This window comes from Nostoc sp. ChiSLP03a (assembly GCF_034531215.2).
Classification (GTDB): domain Bacteria; phylum Cyanobacteriota; class Cyanobacteriia; order Cyanobacteriales; family Nostocaceae; genus Nostoc.
The window spans coordinates 87,709-113,114 of the sequence record NZ_JAVRBQ020000155.1; the positions used below are offsets into that span (position 1 = coordinate 87,709).

The following is a 25,406-nucleotide window of genomic DNA, read 5'->3' on the forward strand; positions in this document are numbered from 1 at the left end:
AAAGAATTTTTTGCCCTGCAAACCATCAATAATTTAAATTGCTGGTGATTATTAATACAGTTGATGATCGGGGCTGTTCCTACAACTGCGGCTTTACATAACTGTTAGTTTTTTTTGGAAGCTGGGTAGTATAAATTACCGAAAAAACTAATTTGGCATATAGTGATGTTCAAAACTAAATTATCGCAATTCCGTGCTTCACCAGAATTTTATACCTCAAAGTTAATGCCTCGCCATGTTGGGGCGATCACAGCTTTAATTTTAATTAGCTTACTGAGTTCATTGAGTGGTACACCATTTGACCATAACATCTCTAACGGCTGGGAAGCCTTTGTCTGGGGATTGGCAGATCCAGTAATTAGTTTAAATTGTTTAGTTGGTATTGTTGCGATTGGCTTACTCTCATCTGTGTTTGTTCGTGGCGCTGCGATCGCTGGATGTTTTGTCTTGGCAACAGTTTTAGGCATTGTAATTCATATATTTCAGCTAGATTTACCAGGCACAGAAATAGCGTTCGCTGAAAGCGTTGGCGCAGCCATCGCCATTTCTACGATCGTTTTTGGTACTATGCTGATGATGCCAAATCAGTTAAACTTTCTGGTGCTTGCTCTGGTGGGCATCAGTGCTGGTTTATTTCAGGGTTACGCTAATGCTGAATCTATTGTTAGTGCAGGAACAATATCAGTAGTTGCCTATATACTAGGTATCGCCTTAACTCTGTTTGCCGTTGCCATGAGTGCTAGAGAAATTGGTGTTGGGATGGGTATGGGAGAGATAAACCGAATTTTACCCTGGAAAATCAGCCTTGCTGGTTTCGCTTTGTGTGCGATCGGTATCGTGTTTTTGAGCAACTCGCTTATTTAAAATTTAAATCAGATATTTCAATTCAGTGGAATACATTCATTCGTGGGGGCGTACACCTAGCTGTGCGCCCCCACTGCGTTTTCAGACTGGATCGAGCTTTCTAGTGAATGTGTTGATGCACCTCTGCGCTAATCTAGAGGCTATATATAAATAAAAAGTTATGACACCTGAAGAAATTGCGGCTACGCTTACAGAATTATTTGACACATCGGCTGTTACTACGACTGCTCCTGGATCGTGGCAAGTAGACACTCCTACTTTTCGGCTGTTGGTGCTGCTTTCCGAAGATAATACTTGGCTGCGAGTTTTACTGCCTATTCTGCCCATCCAAGAAGCCCAACCATTTTTAGAACAGTTCCTAGAAGCCAACTTTGATGACACTCAAGAAGTACGTTACGCTTTGTATGAAAGAGTAATTTGGGGGGTATTTCAACATCACAGCAAAACTTTAGTGAGTGCAGATTTATCCAATGCAATCAACCGACTTTTATCTCTCCATCAGGCTAGATTAGATAATGTCTTTAATCAACTAGTTGAAAGCCGCATCCGGCAAATTATTCAAGCAGCAAAACAGCAAGGACAATCTCTGCAAGCTACTATGCAAAGCTTAGAACGCTTTTACGCCGAAGGAATGATGGGCGAAATAAATCAAACTTCACAAGGACAAGAAGAAGTCTTAACTGCTTGGCGGCGTCAGTTAGAACGATTATGGAATGAGGGTTAATTTCAGTTTTTCAGTTTTCATATTCAACCAATTTACAGATATATTTATCTATCATGAATCTCGTTGAAATCCTCAAAGAAGACTATCAAAGATTCCCAGTCAATCAAACTTACAGCATTTATGCCCCAGAGGTTTATTTTCAAGACCCGATGAATAAATTCCGTGGTGTTAAACGTTACAAAGCAATGATTAATTTTATCGAAACTTGGTTTTTAAATCCCAAGATGGACTTACATAATATTCAACGTTTAGGAGACACAATCAAAACTGAGTGGACACTTAGTTGGAATACTCCTCTCCCCTGGAAACCACGGATCTCTATTCCTGGTTGGAGTGAATTAGGTCTTAACTCTGATGGTTTGATTATTTCCCATATCGATTATTGGAACTGTTCCCGCTTAGATGTGGTAAAACAGCATTTTTCCTCTTGAAAAAGTGGATGATTCAAATAATATAATTACCATCAAAATCTTCATGGTTTGTAGTGAGGACTTTAGTCCTCTCTGACGAAAGCTACGCGAACAAAATTAGGACTGAATTCTTACTATTACACTAGATGTAATAACAAAAGTCATTAATTATGATGACGGCTACCAAAAACCCTAACATTTCTGTTGAATTAACTATACATACTAAAGCAGAGGAATTTTATGTGCAAACATAATTGGTATAAGATACTTTCCCTATTTATAAGAGGTTAATCACTACCCAATTTCTTGATAAAATCTTCATGTTCAGCAGACTGCAAACCTGCTTGTAAAACCTTCAACACAACCTGCATATTACCTGCTAATAACTCCGTCGCCGCTAACCACAAGCCTGGAAATACCCAACTTCGCAAAATACCTTCATTGTCAGGTACTAATTCTAGATATTCACCCTGTTCCAGAGAAAACCAAGTCAATTTTTGGTCTAAAACTTGCCAAACAATATATTCTTTGACACCGTTGCGACGATAAGCCTGTTTTTTGCTATGAAGATCGATAGTCGCACTACTAGCAGCAATTTCCACAACTAACTCTGGCGCACCTTCAATATAATCATCTTCACTCAGCCGCGTTTGACCACCTGCTTCCGGTTCAATCAACAGAACAACATCGGGTTGAGGTTCGTTATCTAAGTCTAAGCGGACGGTAGGTTCAACTCCCAACGCTACACCAGGAGTCGCAGCTTCGTAAGTAACTAACCAACCAATAATCCAACCATGCGGTTGACCGTGACTTCGGAAACGCAGAGCAGCAGGCATAATATAGACAATCCCTTCGATTAATTCAGCTTTTTTCAGGTTAGGGGTGGCATTGTAGCGACGCTCAAATTCGTAGCGGGTGAGTTTGTCGCCATTTTCCAGAGGAGGAATTGTCCAAGGCTGGGAGGATGTTTTCACCATAATTGTTGTGAAAATGAACTTGTGTACATCTTAGCGAATTAGGTAAAAACGCTGCCGACTAGGGAATGAGAGTTAACAATTCAAAATTCAAAATTCAAAATTCAAAATTAAAGACATTTTCAGACGGGGATTTAAACGCCTTGATTGTACGATCAATAAACAAATTTACCGGAACATTAAGATTTTTTTACAAACCCAACAGAAATGTTGTTGAAATTGATAGCTGTATCCCAAGCAGTAAAAAGGTTCCAGCCATATCGCCTCACCTAAAACCCGCAACAAACCTTATTTTTTTTCAGCCAGCAGGTTTGAGAAAATCAGAAACGATTTAATAATCAAGCACTTATAAGTAAATGGGCTGAATTCAAAGATAATACCTCTCTCCAAACCTCTCCCCTTCCCTGCTAAGGGCACGCTGGGCGATGCCTACGGTGGTAAACTACGCACGAAGGGGTTGGTGGTAAGCTCTCATCTTATTTTTTTACGCCCACTTACTTAGTTATTTGAGTTTAAAAGGGAGACACAAACATGAAATTGGCTTACTGGATGTATGCTGGTCCAGCCCACATCGGCACTCTGCGAATCGCTAGCTCTTTTAAAAATGTTCATGCGATCATGCACGCCCCACTTGGCGATGACTACTTTAACGTCATGCGCTCTATGCTATCGCGGGAGAGGGATTTTACTCCGGTGACAACCAGTGTCGTCGATCGCAACGTTTTAGCACGCGGTTCCCAAGAAAAGGTGGTAGATAACATTACCCGCAAGGATGCTGAGGAACACCCAGATTTGATTGTGTTAACTCCCACCTGCACCTCCAGCATTTTGCAAGAGGATCTGCACAACTTTGTCGAACGGGCGCAGTTGGAAGCGAAAGGAGATGTCATGCTGGCGGATGTGAACCACTACCGCTATAACGAACTGCAAGCCGCCGATCGCACTTTGGATCAAATTGTCCAATACTACATTGAAAAAGCCCGGAAGCGGGGCGAATTGGCAGAGAGCAAAACAGCAAAGCCCTCGGTGAACATTATCGGTACTACTACCCTTGGTTTCCACAACAATCACGACTGCACCGAACTGAAACGGCTGATGGCTGACTTGGGAATTGAGGTAAATACCTTAATTCCCGAAGGTGCTTCGGTGAATGACTTGAAAAAGATGTCCCAAGCCTGGTTTAACCTAGTGCCTTACCGCGAACTTGGTTTGACTACAGCTCGTTACTTGGAAGAACAATTTGGCACACCTTATATAGACATTACTCCAATGGGCGTAGTGGAAACTGCCCGTTGTATTCGCAAGATTCAGCAGGTAATTAACGCTCAAGGCGCAGAAGTTGACTATGAAGACTTCATCAATGAGCAAACCCTCCATGTCTCTCAGGCTGCTTGGTTCTCCCGTTCGATTGACTGTCAAAACTTGACTGGCAAAAAAGCTGTGGTTTTTGGTGACAACACCCACGCCGCCGCCATTACCAAGATTCTGGCGCGAGAAATGGGAATTCATGTTGTTTGGGCTGGAACCTACTGTAAATATGATGCAGATTGGTTCCGCGAACAGGTTAGTGAATATTGCGATGAGGTGCTGATTACAGACGATCATGGTGTAATTGGGGATGCGATCGCTCGTGTCGAACCCTCTGCTATTTTCGGCACGCAAATGGAACGCCACGTTGGTAAGCGCTTGGATATTCCTTGTGGCGTAATTGCTGCACCAATCCACGTCCAAAACTTCCCCATTGGTTACAAACCATTTATGGGTTACGAAGGCACGAATCAAATTACAGATTTGATCTACAATTCCTTCACTTTGGGAATGGAAGATCACCTGTTAGAAATCTTCGGCGGTCACGATACCAAAGAAGTTATTACTAGAGGAATTTCTGCCGATTCTGATTTAAATTGGACAAAAGATGGTCAAGCAGAATTGAATAAGATTCCGGGATTTGTGCGCGGGAAAGTGAAGCGAAATACTGAAAAATTTGCGCGCGATCGCGGTTTCAAAGAAATCAACGCTGAGGTATTGTATGCTGCGAAGGAAGCTGTTGGAGCTTAGTTTAGAGTTGAATTGATAAGATTGAGGGGTGAGGAGTTATATGTACTCTTTACCCTAATCTTTTTTATTTTAGTTATGAAATATGAGAAAGATTAAAGTGAACTAACCGAAATTTCCCAAAGTAATAAGTATGAATTACTCAGAACTATTAGAGATTTTTAAGTTATCTCTCATTCTAACTAATCAAGTTTTTAATTTTTTGAATAAGACTTATGAAAAATTAGATGATAAAAATAAATTAAGGCATCATATTTTATATAGAATGAAGTCTACCAGCACAACTATTTTTCGCATTTTAAATCAAAATATTAACAACCCAAATCTTGTTGATTTTTCATCGATAGCAATTTTAACAAGAAGCATAATTGAGTGTTACAAAACGTTTTATTATTTAACATCTGCTGATATTAATGAGTCAGAGTTTCAATTTAGATTTCTCATGTTTGAAATACATGATATTTTGGAAAGACAAGAAATGATTAGGCGATTAAAAGCGACTGATTTAAAACAGGTAGGAGAACAAACGGACTTAAAAGAGCTAGGAGAACAATTAGATGAATTAAAAAACAAAATTCATAAAAATGAATATTATAAACAAATAGAATTACAAAATGAAAAATATAAAAATCTTCTTAAGGATGGAAAATGTAAAGATTTATTTTCTGAGGATTTCGATAAAGCTGTGAGCAAGGCTAATGGATGCTTTATAAACCATTATGATGTACTTTTAAGCAGATTAGTAAAAATTAATCCTGTATGTGAGCAGAATAAAGAAAAGATTAATAAAAGATACAGCTTTTTATACAAGTATCTATCCAACTTTGTCCATATAAGTCCCTATTCCATTTCTCAACCTTCAAATCCTATTGCAATAGATGATCTAGAAAAAATTATTCTTACGATTACATTTTATTTGAATATTGCAAATGAAGACATATTAGATGAGTTTCCAGAGCTAGAAGAAGAGATACAAGTGCAAACAAATTACCCTGATATATTTAAAGGATTAGAGAAATTTATTCAATTTTTGAAATGTGAGATAAACTAACCTTGGCTTAGAGTGAAAGATATAAGGATAATCTGTTGTTTTGACAGTAAATGAAGAAAAGGTAATAGCAATCGCGCTTCCAACCAGTCAAGCTATTATGTACTGTAAAGCCTACAGTATTAGGAAATCTCCCACCATGTCCAAGCAAACAAACTTGACTGATGCTCGTAATACCAATTTTTTATAAAGCTGCATAGAATTCGATCCCCCCTAACCCCCCTTTTTAAGGGGGGAACCGGAAAAACATCTATCAAAGTCCCCCTTTTCAAGGGGGATTTAGGGGGATCAAGATATGTGCAACTTCACATTAAATTGGTATAACAACCTAGCTGAACTCTGCAATCAAGTAATTGCAGATAGAGAAGTGGTAATTATAACGCGACAAGAAGGCGAAAACGTCGCCCTAATTGCTGTTGATGAACTAGATAGCTTACTAGAAACATCTAATTTACTTCGTTCATCTAAAAATGCAGTCTGTCTGTTAACTGCTTTGGAAAGAGCAAAAGCTAGAACTTTAAAACCTCAGAATATTAACGAACTAAGTCAGGAGTTGGGAATTAACGAATAAGGATGAAACCCAGCCCCAAGAAAATAAACTTTTAGATTCTATATTTCATCCAGAATTTAGTTAATAAATACCTAAACTTAATATCCATCTATCGCAAAAACTTAGTGCGATCGCTTGTATTTTTCTCGCAATTATAGCAAGTAATCATAACCGTCCACACCAATAAATTTAATAATGTTAGTTCGGTTTTGTAACAAGACTGAAAAGTTTCTTGCTTTTCAGTCTGTGAGAATTTCTTGCACCGTTGGGTTAACTGAAGCTTAATTTAGTGTTTGTTTTTGGACTCGTTCCCATTCTCCTTGAATAGTTTGTAATGCCTTCAAGGTGCGATTTAAACGAGCTTTCTTTAACTCAGGAGTCTCTTTTTGGAATAAACTCGGAGAATTTATTACTTTATGTAGTTCAGATTGGGTGGAATGCAAGCGATCGCTCAAACAGCGTTCAAAGATTTCACCATTATCACTACTCACATTTTCTACTAATTGACGATATATATAGTCTTTAGAACTGATTTTATCTTTGAGGTCAGTATTAACAATTTCCTCAATTAACTTGTGGTAGCAGTCAGATAGTGCGGTTAGCATAGGTTCTGCTGCTAGATTATTTGTTTCAGAAGTAGATGGATCGGATATTTCTTCTTTAGTTGGCGTTACGAAAGTTTCCTCAGAAGTAGGGGATTCTTCTTTAGTGGGTGTTGGTAAAGTTTTTCGAGAATTTGTAGGTGAAGAATTTGCTTTATAATTAGATAAATAATAATCTGCTAAAGAGCCGCAGAGAAATTCTTCACGAAAGCGGTTTATTTTGGCACGTGACTGGATTTTGTGGTAACGACGTTTCTGATACCATAAACCAGAAACTAGTAAGCCTGCGATCGCTCCTATACCAACTCCTGCTATTGCAACCTTAGCATCTTCTAAAGCTTGATTTTGTTGCCCAGATTCAACAGTCGGATTGGAAGATGTACTTTCAGCAATAGCATAGTTACTCACTGAACTTAGCTGCACGCTAGTGGCAATCGCCGCAGCCGACAGTATCAATCTAAATACTAACTTTGATTTCCACATAATTTTACAGTTTAAAAATATGTTGTCTATTTCTAGAGACTAACCGCGTCCCCAAAGAGTGAATAGTTAACAATCAAACTAACTAGATATCTCTTTTATCAAGGAAGTTCCATTCCACTCATATAAAAAATAAACTTTTTCAACAGTAGTTTCCACAATATTTTCTTATTTTTTAACATTATTTGCGCGTTTATGAATCTTGACAAAGCCATAGATTAATACCATTTCTCAAAGTATCTGTATGAGGTATTTCGGAAAATGGTTGTGATTTATAGCGCATTGCATAATCAAGCAGCATTGAGTTCGGTAGGCAATAGTCGAGGATGTGCGATCGCTGCTAGGCTGTCTCTTGATATCGCATGTTGCTGGGCATAAAGTCTATAATGACATTAAATTGCAGGTGCTATAGCAGAATTTGGCATAAATAGCACCAGTACCTCATCGGTAGTGTAGTGTTAGCGATCGTCATCGCCCATTGTAGACATCGCCTCTTGGATTTGGAAGATATGAGCCAATAAAATGTAAACTTTCAAAGACTTGCACCAAGTTTCTAACTACCTTGCTCTTTAATTTCTTTGTGTGTAGTTCTATTTATAGAATAGGTGCTTCCCCGAAAGCTCAACTTATGAGTTGCTTGTGGTGTAATGATTCCAGTCGATTGGATATTAGGATCGGCGCCAACAACATAAGTACATCCCCGAAAGCTCAACTTATGGGTTACTGATGCTGTGGTTTCCCCATCTAATTTGGGGTTGAGGTCATGACGATAGGAAGCTCCACGGTAGATTAAGTGATAATCTGGTTCTGATTTGAGTACTGGCTGTTGTGTAGATTGTGTTTCTCTGCTGACTATTTTGTTTGTATAATACTCATAGCTTGCACTGATAAGAATAAGAATTAATAGTAGAAGTAAAATCTGCCAAGGAGCTAACATTAAACCCAAAATCAGGCTGATAGCTGCAAATACAGTCACTAAATGTGAGATTTCATTATTTCTATTTTTGAATAAAAAATAGCCAGTGATGAAACAAGCACACGGAAAAATGAAAAAGTACAAAGCCATATTTCCTACATTCGCAACTAAAAGCAAAGGGTTTATAAAGCAGATTGAACTTATTTTAAAAGTTGTTGTTTATTTTACCTCCAATCAGCTTGAGAAGTTACCGTACTACTGGAGTAAAAGTTTTACGTTGAAGTATCTGTATTAGCTGCGATCGCAAAGAAAAATTAATACTCAAGACTATCTCAAACCTTTGGAGCAGAGTTCAAGGGCTATGTAGAATGAGCGTTTTGTATTTATTCAGAGAGGTTACAGGCGTGATATAGAGTGGATGCTCAGTGTAAAGCTTTTGCTGAAGTATATGAAGATATTACCTTATAGCGATGTTATAGGGCGATCGCATTCCTTAACGCAGAAATTTACTGATAAATAAAAATTAAAAGCGAACAAATATCACAATACAAAATTATTACTTCGGGGATCTAATAGGCAGAATAACCCACTACAGTTCTAACCGATGTGTCTCCGGGAACGAAGTAACAAAAGCATCATCAAAGCATCGCAATCTCGCGTATTAAAAAAAAGCAGATGCATGTTACTGTTTTAATCTCATTGTCTTCCCTTCGCGCCTTTCCCTATGCATCTGCACTATTTACACCCCCAACACCTTGAAGAATTAGTCAAGAGTAGTGGTATAGACTTACACTTAGTGCATCTCAATTTTAGGTCGCTCCAAGGTGTAACAGCTTATGAGTACCTGTTAATTTCTGAGCTACTCCCCCGCACCAATACCGGAATGGTAAAAAGTAGTTGGTTGCAGCGTTACGCTCACATTACAGAAGGTGGTTGGTGGTGTTCGGGACTAGACCCTCTAAATAATTGGCAAATGATGGAATGGGGATGCTTTAAGCCAAACCAACCCCGACAAAATCACAATGGCAAGTCCATCAAATACGAGCATCCCCCTAGCACGCCAACGCGAGTGTTTTGTTTGCGGGTAACGTTGCAAGTGTGGCAGCAAGTCGCTGGGCGTTACAATCTGGTCATGCCTGATAATATCACCATTACTCCTGATGGTGAGGCTGAAGGCTTTTGGCAATGGGTGATGCAACAGAACATTCCCCTTATCATCTGCGAGGGTGTAAAGAAAGCAGCCACATTGTTGACGCAAGGATATGTAGCCATTGCCATTCCCGGAATTACTAGTGGTTATCGGGTTGTGAAAGATGAATTTGGTAAAGTTACCCGTCGTCAGCTAATTCCTGATTTAGCCGCGTTTGCGATTACAAAGCGCAGCTTTTACATTTGCTTTGATTTTGAAACTCAACCCAAAACAATTGCTGCTGTAAATAATGCTATTTCTCAACTTGGCTGTTTATTTCAGCAAAAAAATTGTCCTGTAAAAGTCATCGAACTTCCAGGAATAGAAAAAGGGGTTGATGAGTTTATTGTTGCTAAGGGTGCAAATAGTTTTGAGAGAGTTTATCGCCAAAGTGTTGATTTAGAAATTTATCTTGCTCAAACCAAACCCCACACCGAGTTAAGTATTCCTGCTGCACTTACCTTTAACCGTCCTTATATAGGTGAAATACCTTTCCCTACCTCCGGGTTAGTAGGAGTCAAATCAGCGAAAGGAACGGGGAAAACTACGGCATTGCAAGGCGTTGTTCAACAAGCAAAAAGTCGAAATCAACCCGTTTTGTTAATTACTCACAGAATCTTACTTGGACGATTCTTGTGTGAAAAGATTGGTATTCAATGGGGAACACATAAAGAAGATGGAAAGAAAAATATTAATAAAACACTTAGCCCCGCTCCTCCTATCCTACGCTCTCTATTCCCTCAGCAATCTCTTGGTTTGTGCGTTGATTCGATTTGGAAACTTAATCCAGAACATTGGCAAGGAGCAATAATAATTCTAGATGAAGTGGAGCAATCTTTATGGCATCTTTTAAAGAGTAATACTTGTAAGCACAAACGTGTAAAAATATTAAAAATATTCCAGCAACTAATAGAGACAGTTTTAACAAGTGGAGGGTTAGTAATTGCTCAAGATGCTGATTTGTCAAATGTTTCACTAGAATATTTGCAGGGATTGGCAAGAATTAAATTAACACCTTGGGTAGTCCTCAATCAGTGGAAGCCTCAACAAGGTTGGGACGTAACTTTTTATGATTCACCAAACCCAACACCGCTAATTCACCAATTAGAATTAGATTTACTTGCTGGACGTAAATGTTATGTTACTACCGATAGTCGCGCTGGGCGTTATAGTTGTGAAACAATTGAACGTTATTTGCAAGAAAGACTACAAAAATTACGGCGGCAATTTCCTAAAACTCTGGTAGTTAGTAGTCACACTACAAATACACCTGGTCATGCAGCAGTTGATTTTATCGCAGCGATTAATCAAAAAATATCGGAATATGACGGCGTTTTTGTTACTCCTAGTCTCGGTACGGGAATTAGTATTGATGTCCAACATTTCGACCGTGTTTATGGCATTTTTCAAGGGGTAATTCCTGACTCGGAAGCAAGACAAGCGCTAGCAAGAGTCCGGGATGATGTACCGCGTGTTGTCTGGTGTGCTAAACGAGGTATAGGTTTAATTGGTAGTGGTAGTACAAATTATCGCTTGCTATCTGATTGGTATCAAGAAAATCAAAAAGAAAACTTAGCTTTGCTGAGTCCTCTACATAAAATAGATGTGGATTTGCCCTTAGTTTACGATCCAATTCATTTACGAACTTGGGCAAAGTTATCTGCAAGAGTAAATGCTTCTATTCGCCTCTATCGGCAATCGATGCAAGATAATTTAATTGCTGATGGGCATCAAATTCAGGTGCGGAGTAATGCAGTTCACAATAATATTATTCGAGATTTACGTCTGGCCTTTTTGGCAACCGATGTCGATGATTTAGCTACCCGCAAAAGGTTAATTTTAGAAATTGTTAAAGTTCAAAAAGATTGGGCACAAAGTCGTCAAAAAGCTAAAGAAATTAAACGTAAAATTAAAGAAATTAAGCAGCAAAACCAACTATCAGTAGCAACTGCTGTCGCCAATGCTAAAGATATCGATTATGTAGAATATGAGCAGATGTTAGTTAAGCATTCTCTAACGGATGGAGAACGCAACCAAATTAACAAATATATTCTCAGGCAAAAGTATGGTGTAGAAATTACTCCTTGGCTGAAATTGCAAGATGAACACGGATATTATCGTCAGTTGTTAATCCACTATTATTTAACTCACGAGAGCGAGTATTTTCACGTTAGGGATGAACAAGAATGGCATCAGCAATTATGTTGGGGTGAAGGAAAAGTTTTTCTCCCAGATTTAAAAACTTATACGCTTAAAGTTGAAGCTATGAGAGCTTTAGGAATGCTTCAGTTTCTCGAAGAAAAACGCGAATTTACTGAGAACGATACAGATTTAATATTGCTGAAAAATATTGTTTTACAGCATAGTAAGCATATTAAAAGAGCGCTTGGTATTAATTTAGTCGGCGAGAAAGAAAAAGTTTCAGCCATAAAAATACTTGGTCGACTACTAAATCTATTAGGTTTGAAGCTAAAACTAGTGAATCAGGTTTATCAAATTGATTTAGAAACACTATATGATGGCAGAGAGAAAATATTTGCTGTTTGGCATCAACGAGATGAGTTGATGCTGGCTCATGTTAAGAGTGTTGGTTATGAATTGCCTGATTATTCTTCTGATTGGAAGTTTGAAATTATGCAAACGAAGTCTGAAAAGTCCAACCAGATGGTGTCTATGCCTACTCTTCCGTTATCAACGATATAGTAATACCAATTGAGTTATGAGAAAATACGGAACCCCAAAAACTCTAAGATAAACGAGTTGAGTAAATTCTGAATAATAAACAAGGTGAAATGGAGCCAACGCCAGAGCAGTTGAAATCCTTCTATCGAATGTCAGTAAGGATGACCAATTTGCTGTGACCAATAAATCTGATGCGAATGGACGAAAGGACAAAACGCATAGTAATGTTGGTTGGAGAGACAATAGAGATAGAGATTTATCCTAACGGGGAGGTGGTTACAAAATGACACAGCCCAATTTTGCAAATATGACGGATGCTGAATTACGAGCTTATGTATTGCAAAACCCTGAAAAGACTGAAGCTTTTCATGCGTATGTTGACCGTTTGCACGCGGCTAATCCAAATCCAAGACTAATGTCGATTGAAGAGGCTGAAGCTGAATTGGAAAGAAGAGTTAATCAGGGTCAAAAATAGTAAGTAAATTAAGAGTGCTGGGTGAAAATCTAGCGCTCTTTATAAAGCCAAAAAATTATTATATGAATGCGGAAGATTTTTTTAACCAAGGATTAAACCAAAATTTGCAAGGAGATTATCAAGCAGCGATCGCAGCTTACACCCAAGCAATCAAGTTAAATCCTGATTATGCCGAAGCTTACCATAATCTAGGGCTGATTTTAAGCGGTCAACTCAAAGATTATCGCAATGCGATCGCTAACTTCAATCGCGCCATCGAAATTAATCCTAATTTTGCCATAGCCTTTTACAACCGCGCTAATGCTCGTTACTTTTTAGCCGATTATCAAGGCGCGATCGCCGATCATAACGTCGCATTACAAATCGATCCCAATCTGGCGCAATCTTACCACAGCCGCGGCAATGCCTACTTTGCTTTGGAAAACTACGATAAAGCGATCGCAGATTATATCCAAACAATCGAAATGAGTACCCAATTAGCTGATAATATCAATATTGATATTGCCAATGCTTATCATAATCGCGGCGTAACTCGTTTTGAACGTGGCGATCGTCAAGGAGCCATCGCAGATTTTCAGCAAGCTTTACAATGGCATCCCCATTTTGCCGCAGCTTACAGCAATCGCGGTAACATCCACCATATTTTAGGCAATTATCAAGAAGCGATCGCTGACCATAACCAAGCATTAAAATTAGATCCTAACTTGGCAGAGGCATATCATAACCGAGGTAATGCCTACTACGCTTTAGCAGATTATCAAAGTGCGATCGCTAATTTCAACCAGGCTCTAAAAATCAACCCCAGCTTTGCCGGAGCGTACTATAATCGGGGTTTAGTGCTTGCTCACCTCAAAAACTATCATGAAGCAATTGAAGATTTTAACCAAGCATTAAAGCTGAATCCTGATGATGTGCAAGCTTATTGTGAGCGAGGTCTGGTTCGTAGTATTCTTGAAGACTATCAAGGTGCGATCGCAGATTATGACCAAGCATTACAAGAAAATCCGACTCTAGCTTTAGTATATGGCTTTCGCGCAAATGCTCGTCGGCGATTAGGAGATTATCAAGGTGCAATTGAAGATAGCAATCGCCTATTACAACTCAATCCTAATTTAGCAGAAGGATATTGCGATCGGGCGGCGGCTCGTCGTTCTATAGGAGATTATAAAGGCGCTATTAAAGATTACGATCGAGCATTGCAAATTAATGATAATTTAGCCGCAGCTTATTATGGTCGGAGTATTGCTCGTGAAGCCCTGCACGATTTACAGGGTGCAATTGATGATAACACTCAAGCCATAGAGCTTGTTCCTGACTTTTCTCAAGCGTATTGCAATCGGGGAAATGCTCGTCGTCTTTTAGGAGATGAACAAGGAGCGATCGCAGATTATAACCAAGCATTAAAAATTAATCCTGATTTAATTGAAGCATATTACAACCGAGGTTCCACTCATTATGCTTTAGAAGCTTATGAAAGTGCGATCGCAGATTACACCCAAGCTTTGCAATTTAATCCCCAATCTGCTGCATTTTACAGCGATCGCGCTAATGCTCGCTATGCCCTAGAAGATTATCAAGAAGCAATAGAAGATTACAGTCGAGCGATCGCGATCGACCCCAGCTTTGCCGAAGACTGGTACAATCGGGGTCGTAGTCGTTCTTTGTTGGGAGACTTACAAGGAGCGCTTGCAGACTTAAATCAAGCTTTACAGCGTCAGCCTAATTGGGCTTCAGCTTACATTCTGCGGGCAGATGTCTACCAAAATTTGGGAGACTATCAAGGAGCAATTAGAGATTTTCAGAAATCCGCAGACTTGTATTATCAAGAAGGGAATATCCAGTATTACCAACAAATTGTTGAGCTTATTGAACAGCTTAGATGAGGGGATTTGTCATTTGTCATTGGAAAGAGGCAGAGGGGAAAGAGGTAATTTTATTCTCCCTCTAGCCCCTTGCTTCTTACCCACTTTCTACTCTTTTGTTTCTTCAAAGCGAAAGCGTTCCATAAAGCGGCGGTCAATCCAATCTTTGTAATGCCACAAGAGTTTGTGGGGTGGTAAAGTGAAGATGCCTCGTGTTGCGATCGCTCGTTTGTCTCCTGTACCAATTAAACTCAAATATTGTTTCTGTGGCTTATAAGGTTTGAGCGACTTGCCTAATAAAATTCGCTGTAAATTCTCAAACAAAGGTTTACCTTGTCTAACAGCAAATACCCCAGCTTTCGGACGCGGATGATTTACCATTGTGGCAATGTCACCAGATGCAAATACCTGCGGGTGCGTATGAGATTGCAACGTGTCTTCTACCAAAATAAAACCTTGCTCATCAGTTCCTAGTCCAGCATTTTTTAACCATTCGGGTGCTGAAGCTTGTGTTACCCAAAAAATCTTATTGCACTCTACTATCAAACCAGATTCACATTTAATTTCAAATATTTCTTTAGCTTTATTCTGGGTTTTAGGTGCAATTTTACACACAGTTTCTCCCAGATGTAACTTAATCCCTCGATCAGTTAAAATTTGCTGAAGTTGATGCCGTACTGATTGATGATAATTGGGCATCAGTTCTTGTCCACGCTGGAATAAATGAATTTCTAGGTTTTGAATAGGTTGTTGAGTTTCATCCAAAATCCGATGTAAACGAGATTGCATCGATAGCGCTAATTCTACACCGCCAGCGCCACCACCTACGATCGCAATGCTAATTGGTTCTTGAGGATTTTTACCTACAGCTTCAATTAGTTCATACCAATGCTCTAATAACTGCGATACTGGTTTAGCTGCGATCGCATATTCTGCCGCACCTGATACAGACAGTATGGCTGGAGTGCTGCCAATATCAATAGACAGCACATCAAAATCTACCGCAAGTCCGTTATCACAAAGAACTTTGTTGTTTTTTAAGTCAAGGGCAACTACTGTGTCAATATACAATTGTACTTGAGCAAAGTTCGCCAAGGGTTGCAAGTCAATATGGCATTCATTGTGGCTATAAAATCCGGCAATATGTCCTGGTAACATCCCAGAGTAGGCTGTCTCTGATGCTGTGGTAATCAGTATCAAACGTACTCCTGTTAACGGTTTGATACCGAACATATTTATAACAATAGCATGGCTGTGACCGCCACCAATTAACACCAAATTTTTAACTGTTGATTGTATATTTTGCTGAGGTTTAATAGTCATTTTTAGTTAATCAATGATTATAAACAAATCAAAAATATCATAATAAGAGTTAATTTTCCATAAAACTAAAAATTTGTGAATACAACTGATTATTGGGAATGCCTACTTAATCAAAAGTTATGTTTTCCATTTTTTTAGTTTCTTGAAAAAGAATTTATAAGTCATAATTCAAGATTTAAAAAAATTAAGTATTTAAATTTATTTACATTATTTATCAATGTTTTTAATCCTATGAAAAATATTTTATCAAGAAGTCACATCCAACTATCCCAAATCTTTCTGCGGATACCTGTTTTTCAGAAACAAGTTAAACAAAATCAGCATCAGTCGCTAAAACGACGCTTCAGAATAGCAAGCGAACAGCTAGAAAATAACACTCCAGAAATCAGTCTAGCTGTAATTAATGATTTAGAACAAATTGCTTATAGCTATCCACAGTACCATTGGACGATCCTAGATATTCTTACTAGTTTTGTCCGAAAAAATGCTCCTTATATGCCCCAAAAGGAAATAACCAGCCACCTGTCAACAAAAATTCGTTTAGATATTCAAGCTGCGCTGACTGTTATCGCCAGAAGAGATGCAAACAAAGACCCAGTAAATGAGCAACTTGATTTGAGCTTCACGGATCTCAGAGGAGCAAACTTGAAAGGAGCAAATCTACAACAGATAAATTTCTATCAAGCAAATCTAGCTGGGGCTAATCTTAGAGAAGCAAATCTAGCGGGGGCAATACTTAGTGCAGCTAATCTACAAGGAGCTAATTTATATCTAGCGAACTTAGAAGGAGCAATCCTCAGTGCAGCTAATCTAGAGAAAGCTAATCTTTCTGAAGCTAACCTGCATCGTGCCAGTTTATATCTAGCTAGCTTGCATGGAGCAATTCTCCATAACACCATACTTGATGAAGCAAACCTCAGAGAAACCAAATTTTCTGAGTAATATCATATCCGCTTAATTGCTGATTGAAAAAATTTTCCCTATTCTTTAGTAGAGACGCAATTAATCGCGTCTTTTCTCATTCTCTATTTTCAGCGTAATTCGTAATTTTTGTAGCGCAAGTGTTTCTTGATGTGTGACGTAAAATTATATTAGATATAATTCCCTAGTTCAATAAGTGCTTTGACACCTATTATAAATTTCTGCTAAATGCTATACTATTTTTCCTCAACATCTAAGTAATAATTCTAGGTTGTAAGGAAAATTTTTACCATGTCTTCTAAAAAGACAGACGCTCTTTTGAATTGGTTGATAACTTTAACAGCGATATTTGGCTGCTCGTTGACTGTAATTTTCTTTGCTTTGTCCAATATTAAAGAATTGTCAATTCCAGAAAAAATCCAGTATAGAAACCAAGCCTTAACAACTACTGCAATAGTTTTTCTGGCATCGGCAGCAATGTTTAATACTTATTATGCAGCAAGGCGTGCCCAAGCGATGCAGAAAAGTGCGATCGCATCTGAGAAAAACTTAGAAATTGGCTTGCAAAATGCCAAACTAAATCAAGATAGATTGATTGCAGAGCGCTTTATGGGCGCAATTGCCCAGCTTGGCCATGAAAAGGTGGAAACTCGAACAGGTGCAATTTATGCTTTAGAAAGGGTTGCTCAGGATTTTCCTCAAGAACACTGGACAATTATGGAAATTCTCACTGCCTTTGTGCGAGAGAATGCACCCATCCAGCATCTAAAAGGCGAGCAACAAAAGCCGGAATATCAAGGAACAATTTACTCAAGTCGGCGTAAAAGTGGGTCGCGTCCAACGCCGCAGTTGGAGCAAAATCTCTATGAAGAATTCCCCAAAATACGCACCGATATTCAAGCAGCCCTGACTGTTATCGGTAGGCGTAATTTACTCGAAGACCCAAAAGATCAAAAACTTGATTTACGTAACACCGATATTAGACAAGCAGACCTATTAAAAACCAACCTGCAACAAGCAGACCTGCGTGGGGCTGACTTGAGTGGGGCTGACTTACGTGGGGCTGACTTGAGTGGATGTGACCTTACTGGCGCTAAACTCATTAGGTCGATTCTTTATGAAACCAAGTTACTAAAAGCTAGTTTATATGGAGCCAACCTTTGTTGGGCTAACCTAAATCGCACTAACCTCTCTGGAGCTAACCTGCGTTCAGCTAACCTCTCCGGTGCAAGTCTGCGTGCAGCTAATTTACAGGGGGCGAACCTTTATAAAGCTAACTTGCAACAAGCGACCTTAAAAGTCGCTAACCTCTCTGGAGCAAAGTTGTTTTTAGCTAACTTGCAAGGAGCAAAATTGGGTAAAGCCAACTTGCAGCAAACGGGTTTGATTGGTGCTAACCTCTGTGGAGCGAACTTAAATGGAGCTAACCTTTCTGGAGCTAATTTGAATGCAGCCAAACTCCACCAAACAGAAGTCTATTTTGCCAATCTCTCAGAAGCTAGCTTAACGGAAGCTGACTTATATCAGGCTAATCTAATTGGAGCAAACCTGTATAGGGCAACCTTTTATCAAGCTAACCTGACTCAGGCAAACCTCATGGGAGCTAACTTTTCACAAGCTAACCTCAATGATGTCAAACTGGAAGGGACTATTTTGACAGGAGCAAAAAACTTAGAGTTGCATCAGATTAGAGAGGCAGTTGGCGATCGCACCACTCGCCTACCTGATTATATCGAAGCACCCGCACATTGGCGGCAATCGGGTTAAGCGATCGCAGCATCATTATTTATTTGGGCGTATTCTACCGTTTTAAATTAGTGCTATTTTTTTTACCAAAAGTCTCCGTAAATATTAGGGAGATGAAAAAGATGAAAGCTATATCTAATAACAAGACAGACATACCGAGAAATTTGTTTATAATTCTAATTTTTAGTAGATCGAATTAAACTCATTCTTCTGGCGATCGCACAACCATCCTACCGAAAAATCTTCAACTACCTGAATATTGGAAAGCTCAAGTTTCACCCTTAGATACTGAAACTTGAACCTCTGAGCTTCATCGCCGAACCTTTGAGCTTCATCGCCGAACCTTTGAGCTTCATCGCCGAACCTTTGAGCTTCATCGCCGAACCTCTGAACTTCATCGCCGAACCTCTGAGCTTCATCGCCGAACCTTTGAGCTTCACCGTTGAGCCTTTGAGCTTCATCGTTGAACCTTTGAGCTGGATCGCCGAACCTCTGAGCTTCATCGTTGAGCCTTTGATCTCAAACGGTTCGGTTAGAGACAAAAACAGAGAAAATATTCCTTGAGTAAGAGACAATAAATAAGACATCTGTCCTACGCTAATTATCCTATGGGGGAGGATAAAACACAGAGATGTCTCTAACAAAGCAGCTGGAAATTTTAGATTTAATTCGGGAACTTCGTCAGCAGCTTAATCTTTCTCAGAAACAGTTTGCTGCTAAAGTAGGAGTTTCCTTCAAAACAGTCAACCGTTGGGAGAATGGGCATACAGCTCCTTCACGCATAGCGCTAAAACTAATAGAAAAAATGTTACGGAAGATGGGTGAACCTGGCAAAAGACTGCTAACTCAATATTTTCCAGAAACAGAGTAGGGTTATGAGTCGTAAGGCAAGGGCATCTGAATCGCAAATAATCTTTACTGGCACTAGAGACAAGGGCGCATTCATTCGGGAGAAACTGCTGCACTATGGTATTGCTTCCCTATCCGTTGCCTTAGCACTATGGGCAACTCTGCTACTCAATCCATATCTCACTTCAACGCCTGCGGCACTGTTTTTTGCTGCGGTGATGGTGAGTGCTTGGTATGGTGGCTTGGGGCCAGGGTTACTTGCTACCCTTTTGTCTACTTTTGCAGTCAATTACTTCTTTTTTAAGCCACTCCACGGGCAGAACATTACAAATCTGAATATTGTAGTTCCCTTGGTAGTGTTCATGCTGACAGCAGGGTTAATCAGCTGGCTGAACGAATCACGCCGCACAGCTCAACGGCAAGCAGAGACGAGCCTGAAGTCACTACGCGAAAGTGAGGCACGGTTTAGTCGCTTAACCGAGTCCAATATTATTGGGATGATTGTGGTTAATCTCAACGGCTTAATCGTTGAAGCCAATGATGCCTTTCTCAAAATGCTCAATTATACACACGAGGATTTGCGCTCTGGTCGAATCCGCTGGGGCGAGATCGTTCCACTCGAATATATTGAGGTCAGCGAGCAAGCGATTCAAGAACTGACAATGGCTGGGAGTTGTAAGCCCTTTGAGCAGGAATACATCCGCAAAGACGGCTCTTTAGTTCCCGTTCTAGTTGGTTTTGCTAAACAGGGAGATCGGACAATCATTGGTTTTGTACTTGACTTAAGCGAACGCAAACAAGCCCAAGCAGAAGCCCAGGATCGCTCCCGCCAAGCAGAAGAAGCCCAAAGCATTTTACAAATGCTCCTAGAACACGTCCCAGAGGGAATTACGATCGCTGGCGGCCCCCCTGATTTCCCAATCATCGCTAACAGCAAACTCGCGCAAAAACTTTTAGGCAGACCAAATGAATCTCTCGTTGGTATGTCTTCTGAATCTTATGTTCAGCTTTACAGTCTGTTCTTGGCTGATGGTGTAACGCCCCTCACCTTAGAGCAACTACCTTTATACCGTGCAACGCGCTATGGTGAAATCATCCGCGATGAAGAATGCATCATTGAACGTCCAGATGGTACTACAATTACAGCGATCGCCAATGTCGTACCAATTCGAGATTCCCAAGGTGAGATTATTGGTGCAATAGATTGCTGGCGCGATATCACCAACCGTAAGCTCACAGAAGAAGCACTGCGGCAACGAGAAACAGAACTTCGTTTAATTACAGATACGCTGCCAGTTCTGATTACCTTTGTAGATTCAGAACAACGCTACCGCTTCAATAACCGAGCATATCAAGATTGGTTTGGGCATCCGGCGGCAGAAGTTTATGGAAAGCATCTTTGGGAAGTTGTGGGCGAACCCGCCTATCAAGCAGTTCGTCACTATGTAGAACAGGTACTCTCAGGGGAGCAGGTAACATTTGAAAGTCAAATGCCTTATAAAGATGGTGGTACACGCTACATTAATGCTATTTTTGTTCCCCAGGTTAATAAACAGGGAACAGTTGAAGGGTATGTGGCATTGATCGCTGACATCAGCGAACGGCAAGCTGCGCTACGCGAACGCGACCAAGCAGAAGCGGCGTTGCGCGAAAGTGAAGCCCGCTTTCGCCAAATGGCAGACACTGCTCCCGTACTGATTTGGATGTCCGGCACTGACAAACTTTGTAACTACTTTAATAAACCCTGGCTAGATTTTACCGGGCGGACTCTGGAGCAAGAGATGGGCAAAGGGTGGACTGAAGGCATTCATCCTGATGATTTTCAGCGTTGCTTAGATACATACACCCATGCTTTTGATGCCCGACAAAATTTTCAAATCGAATATCGCCTCAGACATTGTAATGGCCAATATCGTTGGGTTTTTGATACTGGTGTGCCTCGGTTTGCCCCAACCGGGGAATTTCTTGGCTATATCGGCTCCTGTGTTGATATCCACGATCGCAAGTTGGCAGAAGAAGCGCTACGTGACAGCGAGGAGCGATACCGAATTTTAACAGAAGTCTCACCGCAGGCCATTTGGATGGGCAGTAGCGATGGTGGTATTACCTATTGCAATCAACACTGGTTAGATTTCACCGGACTGACAATGGAGCAGACTACAGGCTATGGCTGGATTTATGTCATTCACCCCGATGACCGCGATCGCGTCTTTAAAAGTTCGATGCAGGCTGTTGCTAACGGCACCAACTACGAAATAGAAATTCGCTTTCGTCAAGTTTCTGATGGTAGCTATCGTTGGCATATTGTCCGGGGTTTACCATTTCGAGATCCAAGCGGACAGATTATCAAATGGGTAGGCATCGCCAGCGACATTCACGATCGCAAAGTTGCCGAAGCCTCCCTGCAACAACTCAACGAAATGCTAGAGCAACGAATTCAAGAGCGCACTGCCCAACTCGAAGCCTCTAATAAAGAACTCGAATCCTTCTCTTACTCAGTTTCTCACGACTTGCGGGCACCACTGCGCCACATCGCCGGATTTGTCGAATTGCTTCAGAAGCGCCAGAGCTCAACAAGCTTAGATCAAACAAGTCAGCGCTATTTGAAAATAATTGCCGATACTGCCAAACAGGCAGGAATACTGATCGATGAGTTGCTGACATTTTCTCGGATGGGGCGCACCGAAATGCGCTACATCAACTTGAATATGCAGGAATTGGTACATGAGGTAAAACGCGATTTAATTGCAGAAACTTCAGGACGCACAATCCATTGGCACATAGAGCCACTGCCAGAAGCGCAAGGCGATCCCTCCATGCTGCGACTGGTGCTTCGCAACTTGATAGGCAATGCCGTAAAATATAGCCAGACTCGAAACCCAGCAGAAATTACTGTTGGCAGTATTGACAATAAAAACGAAGTTATCTTTTCTGTACAAGATAACGGCGTAGGCTTTAATATGCAATATGTCCACAAGCTATTCGGAGTATTTCAACGCCTGCATAGCGACCCACAATTTGAAGGCACTGGTGTTGGATTGGCAAACGTGCAACGCATTATTCATCGGCATAATGGTCGAGTTTGGGCAGAGGCTGTAGTTGACAGTGGCGCCACTTTTTATTTCTCGCTGCCTAAATTGTCCAAAGAGGAGAGTGAATGAAAGAACTGAAGCGAATTTTGCTAATTGAAGACAGTGCCAACGATGCCGAGTTAATCCTAGCCGCCTTGTCAGAAAACCATCTCGCCAATGAAGTAGTGGTGGTACGTGATGGCGAAGAAGCATTAGATTATCTTTATCGCCGGGGATTGTTCCGGTTGCGAATGGAAGGGTATCCTGTTGTAGTGTTGCTCGATTTGAAACTGCCTAAAGTTGATGGACTAGAAGTGCTGGCGCAACTCAAATCTGACCCAGTAATGCGAGTAATTCCAGTGGTGGTACTGACTTCTTCCCGCGAAGAGCCTGACCTAGTTCGCTGCTACGAGTTAGGGGTGAATGCTTATATTGTCAAACCAGTAGATTACCGTGATTTTGCCGATTCTATTAAAGGTGTTGGCTTGTTTTGGGCAGTGATCAATCAGCCTCCAGTTGGGGCTTTACCTCCAGCACCTCATCCACAAAAGGAGAGCAACTGATGAATGTTCTCCGTTTTCTCCTTTTGGAAGACAGCCTGTTAGATGCAGAGCTTGCTCAAATGATATTAACCGAAGGGGGAATTAATTGCGAACTGATCAGAGTCGAAACCGGTGCTGATTTCCTAGCTGCCTTGGAAACAGACGCTTTCGATTTAATTCTTGCCGATTATGCCTTGCCCTCTTTTGATGGAATTTCTGCCTTGGAAATTGCCCGCAACCGTTGTCCTGAGATTCCTTTTATCTTTGTCTCTGCCGTACTGGGTGAAGAATTAGCGATCGAAGCTTTGAAGAACGGTGCAACCGATTATGTATTAAAGCAACGACTAGGGCGGTTAGTTCCCTCGGTGCAACGCGCATTGCGGGAAGCTAAGGAGCGGCGTCAGCGCAAGCAAGCAGAGGAGTCTTTACAGAAGAGTGAAGCCAAGTATCGCCGAATTGTTGATACCTCTTATGAGGGAATCTGGATGATTGACTCCCAAACCCGAACAGAGTTTGTGAATCAGCGGATATCTCAGATGTTGGGTTATCCGGCAGCAGAAATACTCGGTCGTTCTATATTTGATTTTATGGATCTGGCTGATGAGATCGCAGATGAAGCAAAACTGGAGTGGTTCAAAGGAGAAGAGAGCGATCTTAAAGAAGGGCGATTGCTTTGCCAAGATGGTTCGTACATCTGGACACTGATTTCTGCCAGAGCGATTTTGAACGAACGAGGTGAGTGCTTGGGTGCGATCGCCATGCTAACTGATATCACCGATCGCAAACGCAGCGAATCAGAACGCGATCGCCTTTTGCAACTTGAGCAAAGAGCCAGGGAGGAAGCTGAGGCTGCTAACCGCATAAAAGATGAGTTTCTGGCAGTACTTTCCCATGAATTGCGATCGCCCTTGAATCCAATTCTCGGTTGGGCAAAACTGTTGCAGAGCCGGAAATTTGATGAGGCAGGACTCAACAAAGCACTGAAAACTATTGAGCGCAATGCCAAATTACAAGCTCAACTAATTGAAGACTTATTAGATGTTTCTCGCATCCTCCAAGGCAAACTCAGCCTCAACACGATCCCAGTCGATCTGGTATCCACCATTGAAGCCGCAATGGAAACAGTGCATTTAGCAGTAGAGGCTAAAAATATTGAGATTGAGACGATGCTCGATCCAAATGTGGGGAAAGTTTTGGGCGATCCAGCCCGCTTACAGCAAGTTTTCTGGAATCTTCTCTCGAATGCCGTCAAGTTTACTGAGACTGAGGGAAAAGTAAATGTGCAATTGCAGCGCATCGACGCTCAAGCGCAGATTACCATCAGCGATACAGGTAAGGGCATTCACCCTGACTTTTTACCTCATGTATTTGACTATTTCCGTCAGGGTGACAGTACAACAACTAGAAGGTTTGGTGGATTAGGGTTAGGTTTAGCGATCGCTCGTCACTTGATCGAAATGCACGGAGGAACGATTGGGGCGGAAAGTCCTGGCGAGGACAAAGGAGCGATTTTTACAGTTAAGTTGCCGCTAATCAAAAATAGTGCAACGATCGAGGATGACACAAATACTGATTTCTCAACTGCCGCTTTTTCCTCCTCTCCCCTGATGGGTTTACAAGTGCTGGTTGTGGATGACAATGATGATACCCGCGACTTTTTCAGTTTTGTGCTGCAACAGTTTGGCGCGATCGTCACCGCAGTAGCATCAGGAGATGAAGCATTACAAGCGCTAACTCAGTCAAAGCCAGATATCTTACTCAGCGATATTGGAATGCCAGAGATGAACGGCTATATGTTGATGCAACAGGTGCGGACTTTGGAAGCAAAAGTCGGAGGAAAAAAGATGCCTGCGATCGCTCTGACCGCTTATGCAGGCGAAATCAATCAGCAATACGCATTAAGAGCAGGATTTCAACAGCACATCGTTAAGCCTGTAGCACCAGAGGAATTGCTCGTGGCGATTTCTAACTTAGTCCAATCTACTTATACCAATTCTCTATGAAGATGCATAGAATAAAGCTTCATGGAACAGAGCTTCAAGGATAAAATCATAACAGGTCAAACAGGAGATTAACTCGGAAGACATTTGAGCTAACTCATGTTTAATCCGTTGGCGCAATTC

21 protein-coding genes are annotated in these 25,406 nt (G+C 40.8%); 16 read left to right on the forward strand and 5 right to left on the reverse strand.

Features of this window, described 5'->3' with window-relative positions:
* Positions 1-165: 165 nt before the first annotated feature.
* The 3 genes from RMY32_RS26535 to RMY32_RS26545 all read left to right on the forward strand — a co-directional run bounded on the left by RMY32_RS26535 (position 166) and on the right by RMY32_RS26545 (position 2,019).
* Positions 166-864 (forward strand): HupE/UreJ family protein, encoded by a 699-nt coding sequence (locus RMY32_RS26535; RefSeq protein WP_322709448.1) that lies wholly within the window; start codon positions 166-168, stop codon positions 862-864.
* Between the two features lie 160 nt (positions 865-1,024).
* Entirely contained in the window at positions 1,025-1,588 is a 564-nt protein-coding gene (locus RMY32_RS26540) for a hypothetical protein (protein WP_322709450.1), read from the forward strand.
* A 53-nt stretch (positions 1,589-1,641) separates the two neighbouring features.
* A complete protein-coding gene (locus RMY32_RS26545; RefSeq protein WP_322687975.1) occupies positions 1,642-2,019 on the forward strand; it encodes a DUF2358 domain-containing protein in 378 nt (125 codons plus the stop codon).
* A 266-nt stretch (positions 2,020-2,285) separates the two neighbouring features.
* Here RMY32_RS26545 and RMY32_RS26550 read toward each other — a convergent pair whose 3' ends face one another.
* The gene (locus RMY32_RS26550; RefSeq protein WP_322709452.1) at positions 2,286-2,975 is read right to left on the reverse strand and encodes a Uma2 family endonuclease; all 690 of its coding nucleotides are present in this window, start codon (positions 2,973-2,975) and stop codon (positions 2,286-2,288) included.
* 528 nt (positions 2,976-3,503) lie between these two features.
* Here RMY32_RS26550 and bchB point away from each other — a divergent pair.
* The 3 genes from bchB (at position 3,504) to RMY32_RS26565 (ending at position 6,646) form a co-directional block, all read left to right on the forward strand.
* A complete protein-coding gene (bchB, locus tag RMY32_RS26555; RefSeq protein ID WP_322709454.1) occupies positions 3,504-5,030 on the forward strand; it encodes a ferredoxin:protochlorophyllide reductase (ATP-dependent) subunit B in 1,527 nt (508 codons plus the stop codon).
* Positions 5,031-5,160: 130 nt separating this feature from the next.
* Positions 5,161-6,078, forward strand: a complete 918-nt coding sequence (locus tag RMY32_RS26560) for a DUF5677 domain-containing protein (protein ID WP_322709455.1) — start codon at positions 5,161-5,163, stop codon at positions 6,076-6,078.
* A 292-nt stretch (positions 6,079-6,370) separates the two neighbouring features.
* Positions 6,371-6,646 carry a type II toxin-antitoxin system Phd/YefM family antitoxin gene (locus RMY32_RS26565; RefSeq protein ID WP_322709457.1) on the forward strand — a complete coding sequence of 92 codons (276 nt, stop codon included), beginning with the start codon at positions 6,371-6,373 and terminating at the stop codon, positions 6,644-6,646.
* 260 nt (positions 6,647-6,906) lie between these two features.
* Here RMY32_RS26565 and RMY32_RS26570 read toward each other — a convergent pair whose 3' ends face one another.
* Together RMY32_RS26570 and RMY32_RS26575 are read right to left on the reverse strand one after the other, a co-directional pair.
* The gene (locus RMY32_RS26570) at positions 6,907-7,710 is read right to left on the reverse strand and encodes a hypothetical protein (protein ID WP_322709458.1); all 804 of its coding nucleotides are present in this window, start codon (positions 7,708-7,710) and stop codon (positions 6,907-6,909) included.
* A 550-nt stretch (positions 7,711-8,260) separates the two neighbouring features.
* Positions 8,261-8,683, reverse strand: coding sequence for a hypothetical protein (locus tag RMY32_RS26575; protein WP_322709459.1), 423 nt, complete (start codon positions 8,681-8,683; stop codon positions 8,261-8,263).
* Positions 8,684-9,347: 664 nt separating this feature from the next.
* On the opposite strand from RMY32_RS26575, the gene RMY32_RS26580 reads away from it, so the two are divergent.
* From RMY32_RS26580 to RMY32_RS26595, 4 genes are all read left to right on the forward strand, one after another.
* Positions 9,348-12,515: a plasmid replication protein, CyRepA1 family gene (locus RMY32_RS26580; protein ID WP_322709460.1), complete on the forward strand. Its 3,168-nt coding sequence runs from the start codon at positions 9,348-9,350 to the stop codon at positions 12,513-12,515.
* Positions 12,516-12,685: 170 nt separating this feature from the next.
* Positions 12,686-12,781 carry a DUF6888 family protein gene (locus tag RMY32_RS26585; RefSeq protein ID WP_409884050.1) on the forward strand — a complete coding sequence of 32 codons (96 nt, stop codon included), beginning with the start codon at positions 12,686-12,688 and terminating at the stop codon, positions 12,779-12,781.
* On the forward strand, positions 12,778-12,969 hold the full coding sequence (locus RMY32_RS26590; protein WP_322709461.1) for a DUF6887 family protein: 192 nt from the start codon (positions 12,778-12,780) through the stop codon (positions 12,967-12,969). The genes RMY32_RS26585 and RMY32_RS26590 overlap by 4 nt, the downstream gene beginning before the upstream one ends.
* Before the next feature lie 62 nt (positions 12,970-13,031).
* Positions 13,032-14,852 (forward strand): tetratricopeptide repeat protein, encoded by a 1,821-nt coding sequence (locus tag RMY32_RS26595; RefSeq protein WP_322709462.1) that lies wholly within the window; start codon positions 13,032-13,034, stop codon positions 14,850-14,852.
* Positions 14,853-14,939: 87 nt separating this feature from the next.
* On the opposite strand, the gene RMY32_RS26600 is transcribed toward RMY32_RS26595, so the two are convergent.
* Positions 14,940-16,154 carry an FAD-dependent oxidoreductase gene (locus RMY32_RS26600; RefSeq protein ID WP_322709464.1) on the reverse strand — a complete coding sequence of 405 codons (1,215 nt, stop codon included), beginning with the start codon at positions 16,152-16,154 and terminating at the stop codon, positions 14,940-14,942.
* A 231-nt stretch (positions 16,155-16,385) separates the two neighbouring features.
* Between RMY32_RS26600 and RMY32_RS26605 the strand changes: the two genes are divergently transcribed.
* Both RMY32_RS26605 and RMY32_RS26610 read left to right on the forward strand, forming a co-directional pair.
* Positions 16,386-17,096, forward strand: a complete 711-nt coding sequence (locus tag RMY32_RS26605) for a pentapeptide repeat-containing protein (protein WP_322709465.1) — start codon at positions 16,386-16,388, stop codon at positions 17,094-17,096.
* 270 nt (positions 17,097-17,366) lie between these two features.
* Entirely contained in the window at positions 17,367-18,842 is a 1,476-nt protein-coding gene (locus tag RMY32_RS26610; protein ID WP_322709466.1) for a pentapeptide repeat-containing protein, read from the forward strand.
* Between the two features lie 260 nt (positions 18,843-19,102).
* Here RMY32_RS26610 and RMY32_RS26615 read toward each other — a convergent pair whose 3' ends face one another.
* A complete protein-coding gene (locus RMY32_RS26615; RefSeq protein WP_322709467.1) occupies positions 19,103-19,408 on the reverse strand; it encodes a hypothetical protein in 306 nt (101 codons plus the stop codon).
* 44 nt (positions 19,409-19,452) lie between these two features.
* Here RMY32_RS26615 and RMY32_RS26620 point away from each other — a divergent pair, with 44 nt between their 5' ends.
* Genes RMY32_RS26620 through RMY32_RS26635 form a run of 4 tightly spaced genes read left to right on the forward strand, consistent with a single transcriptional unit; the run spans position 19,453 to position 25,286 of the window.
* Positions 19,453-19,692 carry a helix-turn-helix transcriptional regulator gene (locus RMY32_RS26620; RefSeq protein WP_322709468.1) on the forward strand — a complete coding sequence of 80 codons (240 nt, stop codon included), beginning with the start codon at positions 19,453-19,455 and terminating at the stop codon, positions 19,690-19,692.
* A 4-nt stretch (positions 19,693-19,696) separates the two neighbouring features.
* Positions 19,697-22,831, forward strand: coding sequence for a PAS domain S-box protein (locus RMY32_RS26625; RefSeq protein ID WP_322709469.1), 3,135 nt, complete (start codon positions 19,697-19,699; stop codon positions 22,829-22,831).
* Positions 22,828-23,304: a response regulator gene (locus RMY32_RS26630; RefSeq protein WP_322692564.1), complete on the forward strand. Its 477-nt coding sequence runs from the start codon at positions 22,828-22,830 to the stop codon at positions 23,302-23,304. The genes RMY32_RS26625 and RMY32_RS26630 overlap by 4 nt, the downstream gene beginning before the upstream one ends.
* Positions 23,304-25,286 carry a response regulator gene (locus RMY32_RS26635; RefSeq protein ID WP_322709470.1) on the forward strand — a complete coding sequence of 661 codons (1,983 nt, stop codon included), beginning with the start codon at positions 23,304-23,306 and terminating at the stop codon, positions 25,284-25,286. The genes RMY32_RS26630 and RMY32_RS26635 overlap by 1 nt, the downstream gene beginning before the upstream one ends.
* Positions 25,287-25,406: the final 120 nt, after the last annotated feature.

Coding starts and splice junctions, on each gene's coding strand:
- RMY32_RS26635 (WP_322709470.1), top strand. CDS start 23,304: ATGAATGTTCTCCGTTTTCTCCTTTTGGAAGACAGCCTGTTAGATGCA.
- RMY32_RS26625 (WP_322709469.1), top strand. CDS start 19,697: ATGAGTCGTAAGGCAAGGGCATCTGAATCGCAAATAATCTTTACTGGC.
- RMY32_RS26630 (WP_322692564.1), top strand. CDS start 22,828: ATGAAAGAACTGAAGCGAATTTTGCTAATTGAAGACAGTGCCAACGAT.
- RMY32_RS26545 (WP_322687975.1), top strand. CDS start 1,642: ATGAATCTCGTTGAAATCCTCAAAGAAGACTATCAAAGATTCCCAGTC.
- RMY32_RS26605 (WP_322709465.1), top strand. CDS start 16,386: ATGAAAAATATTTTATCAAGAAGTCACATCCAACTATCCCAAATCTTT.
- RMY32_RS26560 (WP_322709455.1), top strand. CDS start 5,161: ATGAATTACTCAGAACTATTAGAGATTTTTAAGTTATCTCTCATTCTA.
- RMY32_RS26550 (WP_322709452.1), bottom strand. CDS start 2,975: ATGGTGAAAACATCCTCCCAGCCTTGGACAATTCCTCCTCTGGAAAAT.
- RMY32_RS26535 (WP_322709448.1), top strand. CDS start 166: ATGTTCAAAACTAAATTATCGCAATTCCGTGCTTCACCAGAATTTTAT.
- RMY32_RS26600 (WP_322709464.1), bottom strand. CDS start 16,154: ATGACTATTAAACCTCAGCAAAATATACAATCAACAGTTAAAAATTTG.
- RMY32_RS26620 (WP_322709468.1), top strand. CDS start 19,453: ATGTCTCTAACAAAGCAGCTGGAAATTTTAGATTTAATTCGGGAACTT.
- RMY32_RS26590 (WP_322709461.1), top strand. CDS start 12,778: ATGACACAGCCCAATTTTGCAAATATGACGGATGCTGAATTACGAGCT.
- RMY32_RS26580 (WP_322709460.1), top strand. CDS start 9,348: ATGCATCTGCACTATTTACACCCCCAACACCTTGAAGAATTAGTCAAG.
- RMY32_RS26615 (WP_322709467.1), bottom strand. CDS start 19,408: ATGTCTTATTTATTGTCTCTTACTCAAGGAATATTTTCTCTGTTTTTG.
- RMY32_RS26610 (WP_322709466.1), top strand. CDS start 17,367: ATGTCTTCTAAAAAGACAGACGCTCTTTTGAATTGGTTGATAACTTTA.
- RMY32_RS26570 (WP_322709458.1), bottom strand. CDS start 7,710: ATGTGGAAATCAAAGTTAGTATTTAGATTGATACTGTCGGCTGCGGCG.
- RMY32_RS26595 (WP_322709462.1), top strand. CDS start 13,032: ATGAATGCGGAAGATTTTTTTAACCAAGGATTAAACCAAAATTTGCAA.
- RMY32_RS26585 (WP_409884050.1), top strand. CDS start 12,686: ATGCGAATGGACGAAAGGACAAAACGCATAGTAATGTTGGTTGGAGAG.
- RMY32_RS26540 (WP_322709450.1), top strand. CDS start 1,025: ATGACACCTGAAGAAATTGCGGCTACGCTTACAGAATTATTTGACACA.
- bchB (WP_322709454.1), top strand. CDS start 3,504: ATGAAATTGGCTTACTGGATGTATGCTGGTCCAGCCCACATCGGCACT.
- RMY32_RS26565 (WP_322709457.1), top strand. CDS start 6,371: ATGTGCAACTTCACATTAAATTGGTATAACAACCTAGCTGAACTCTGC.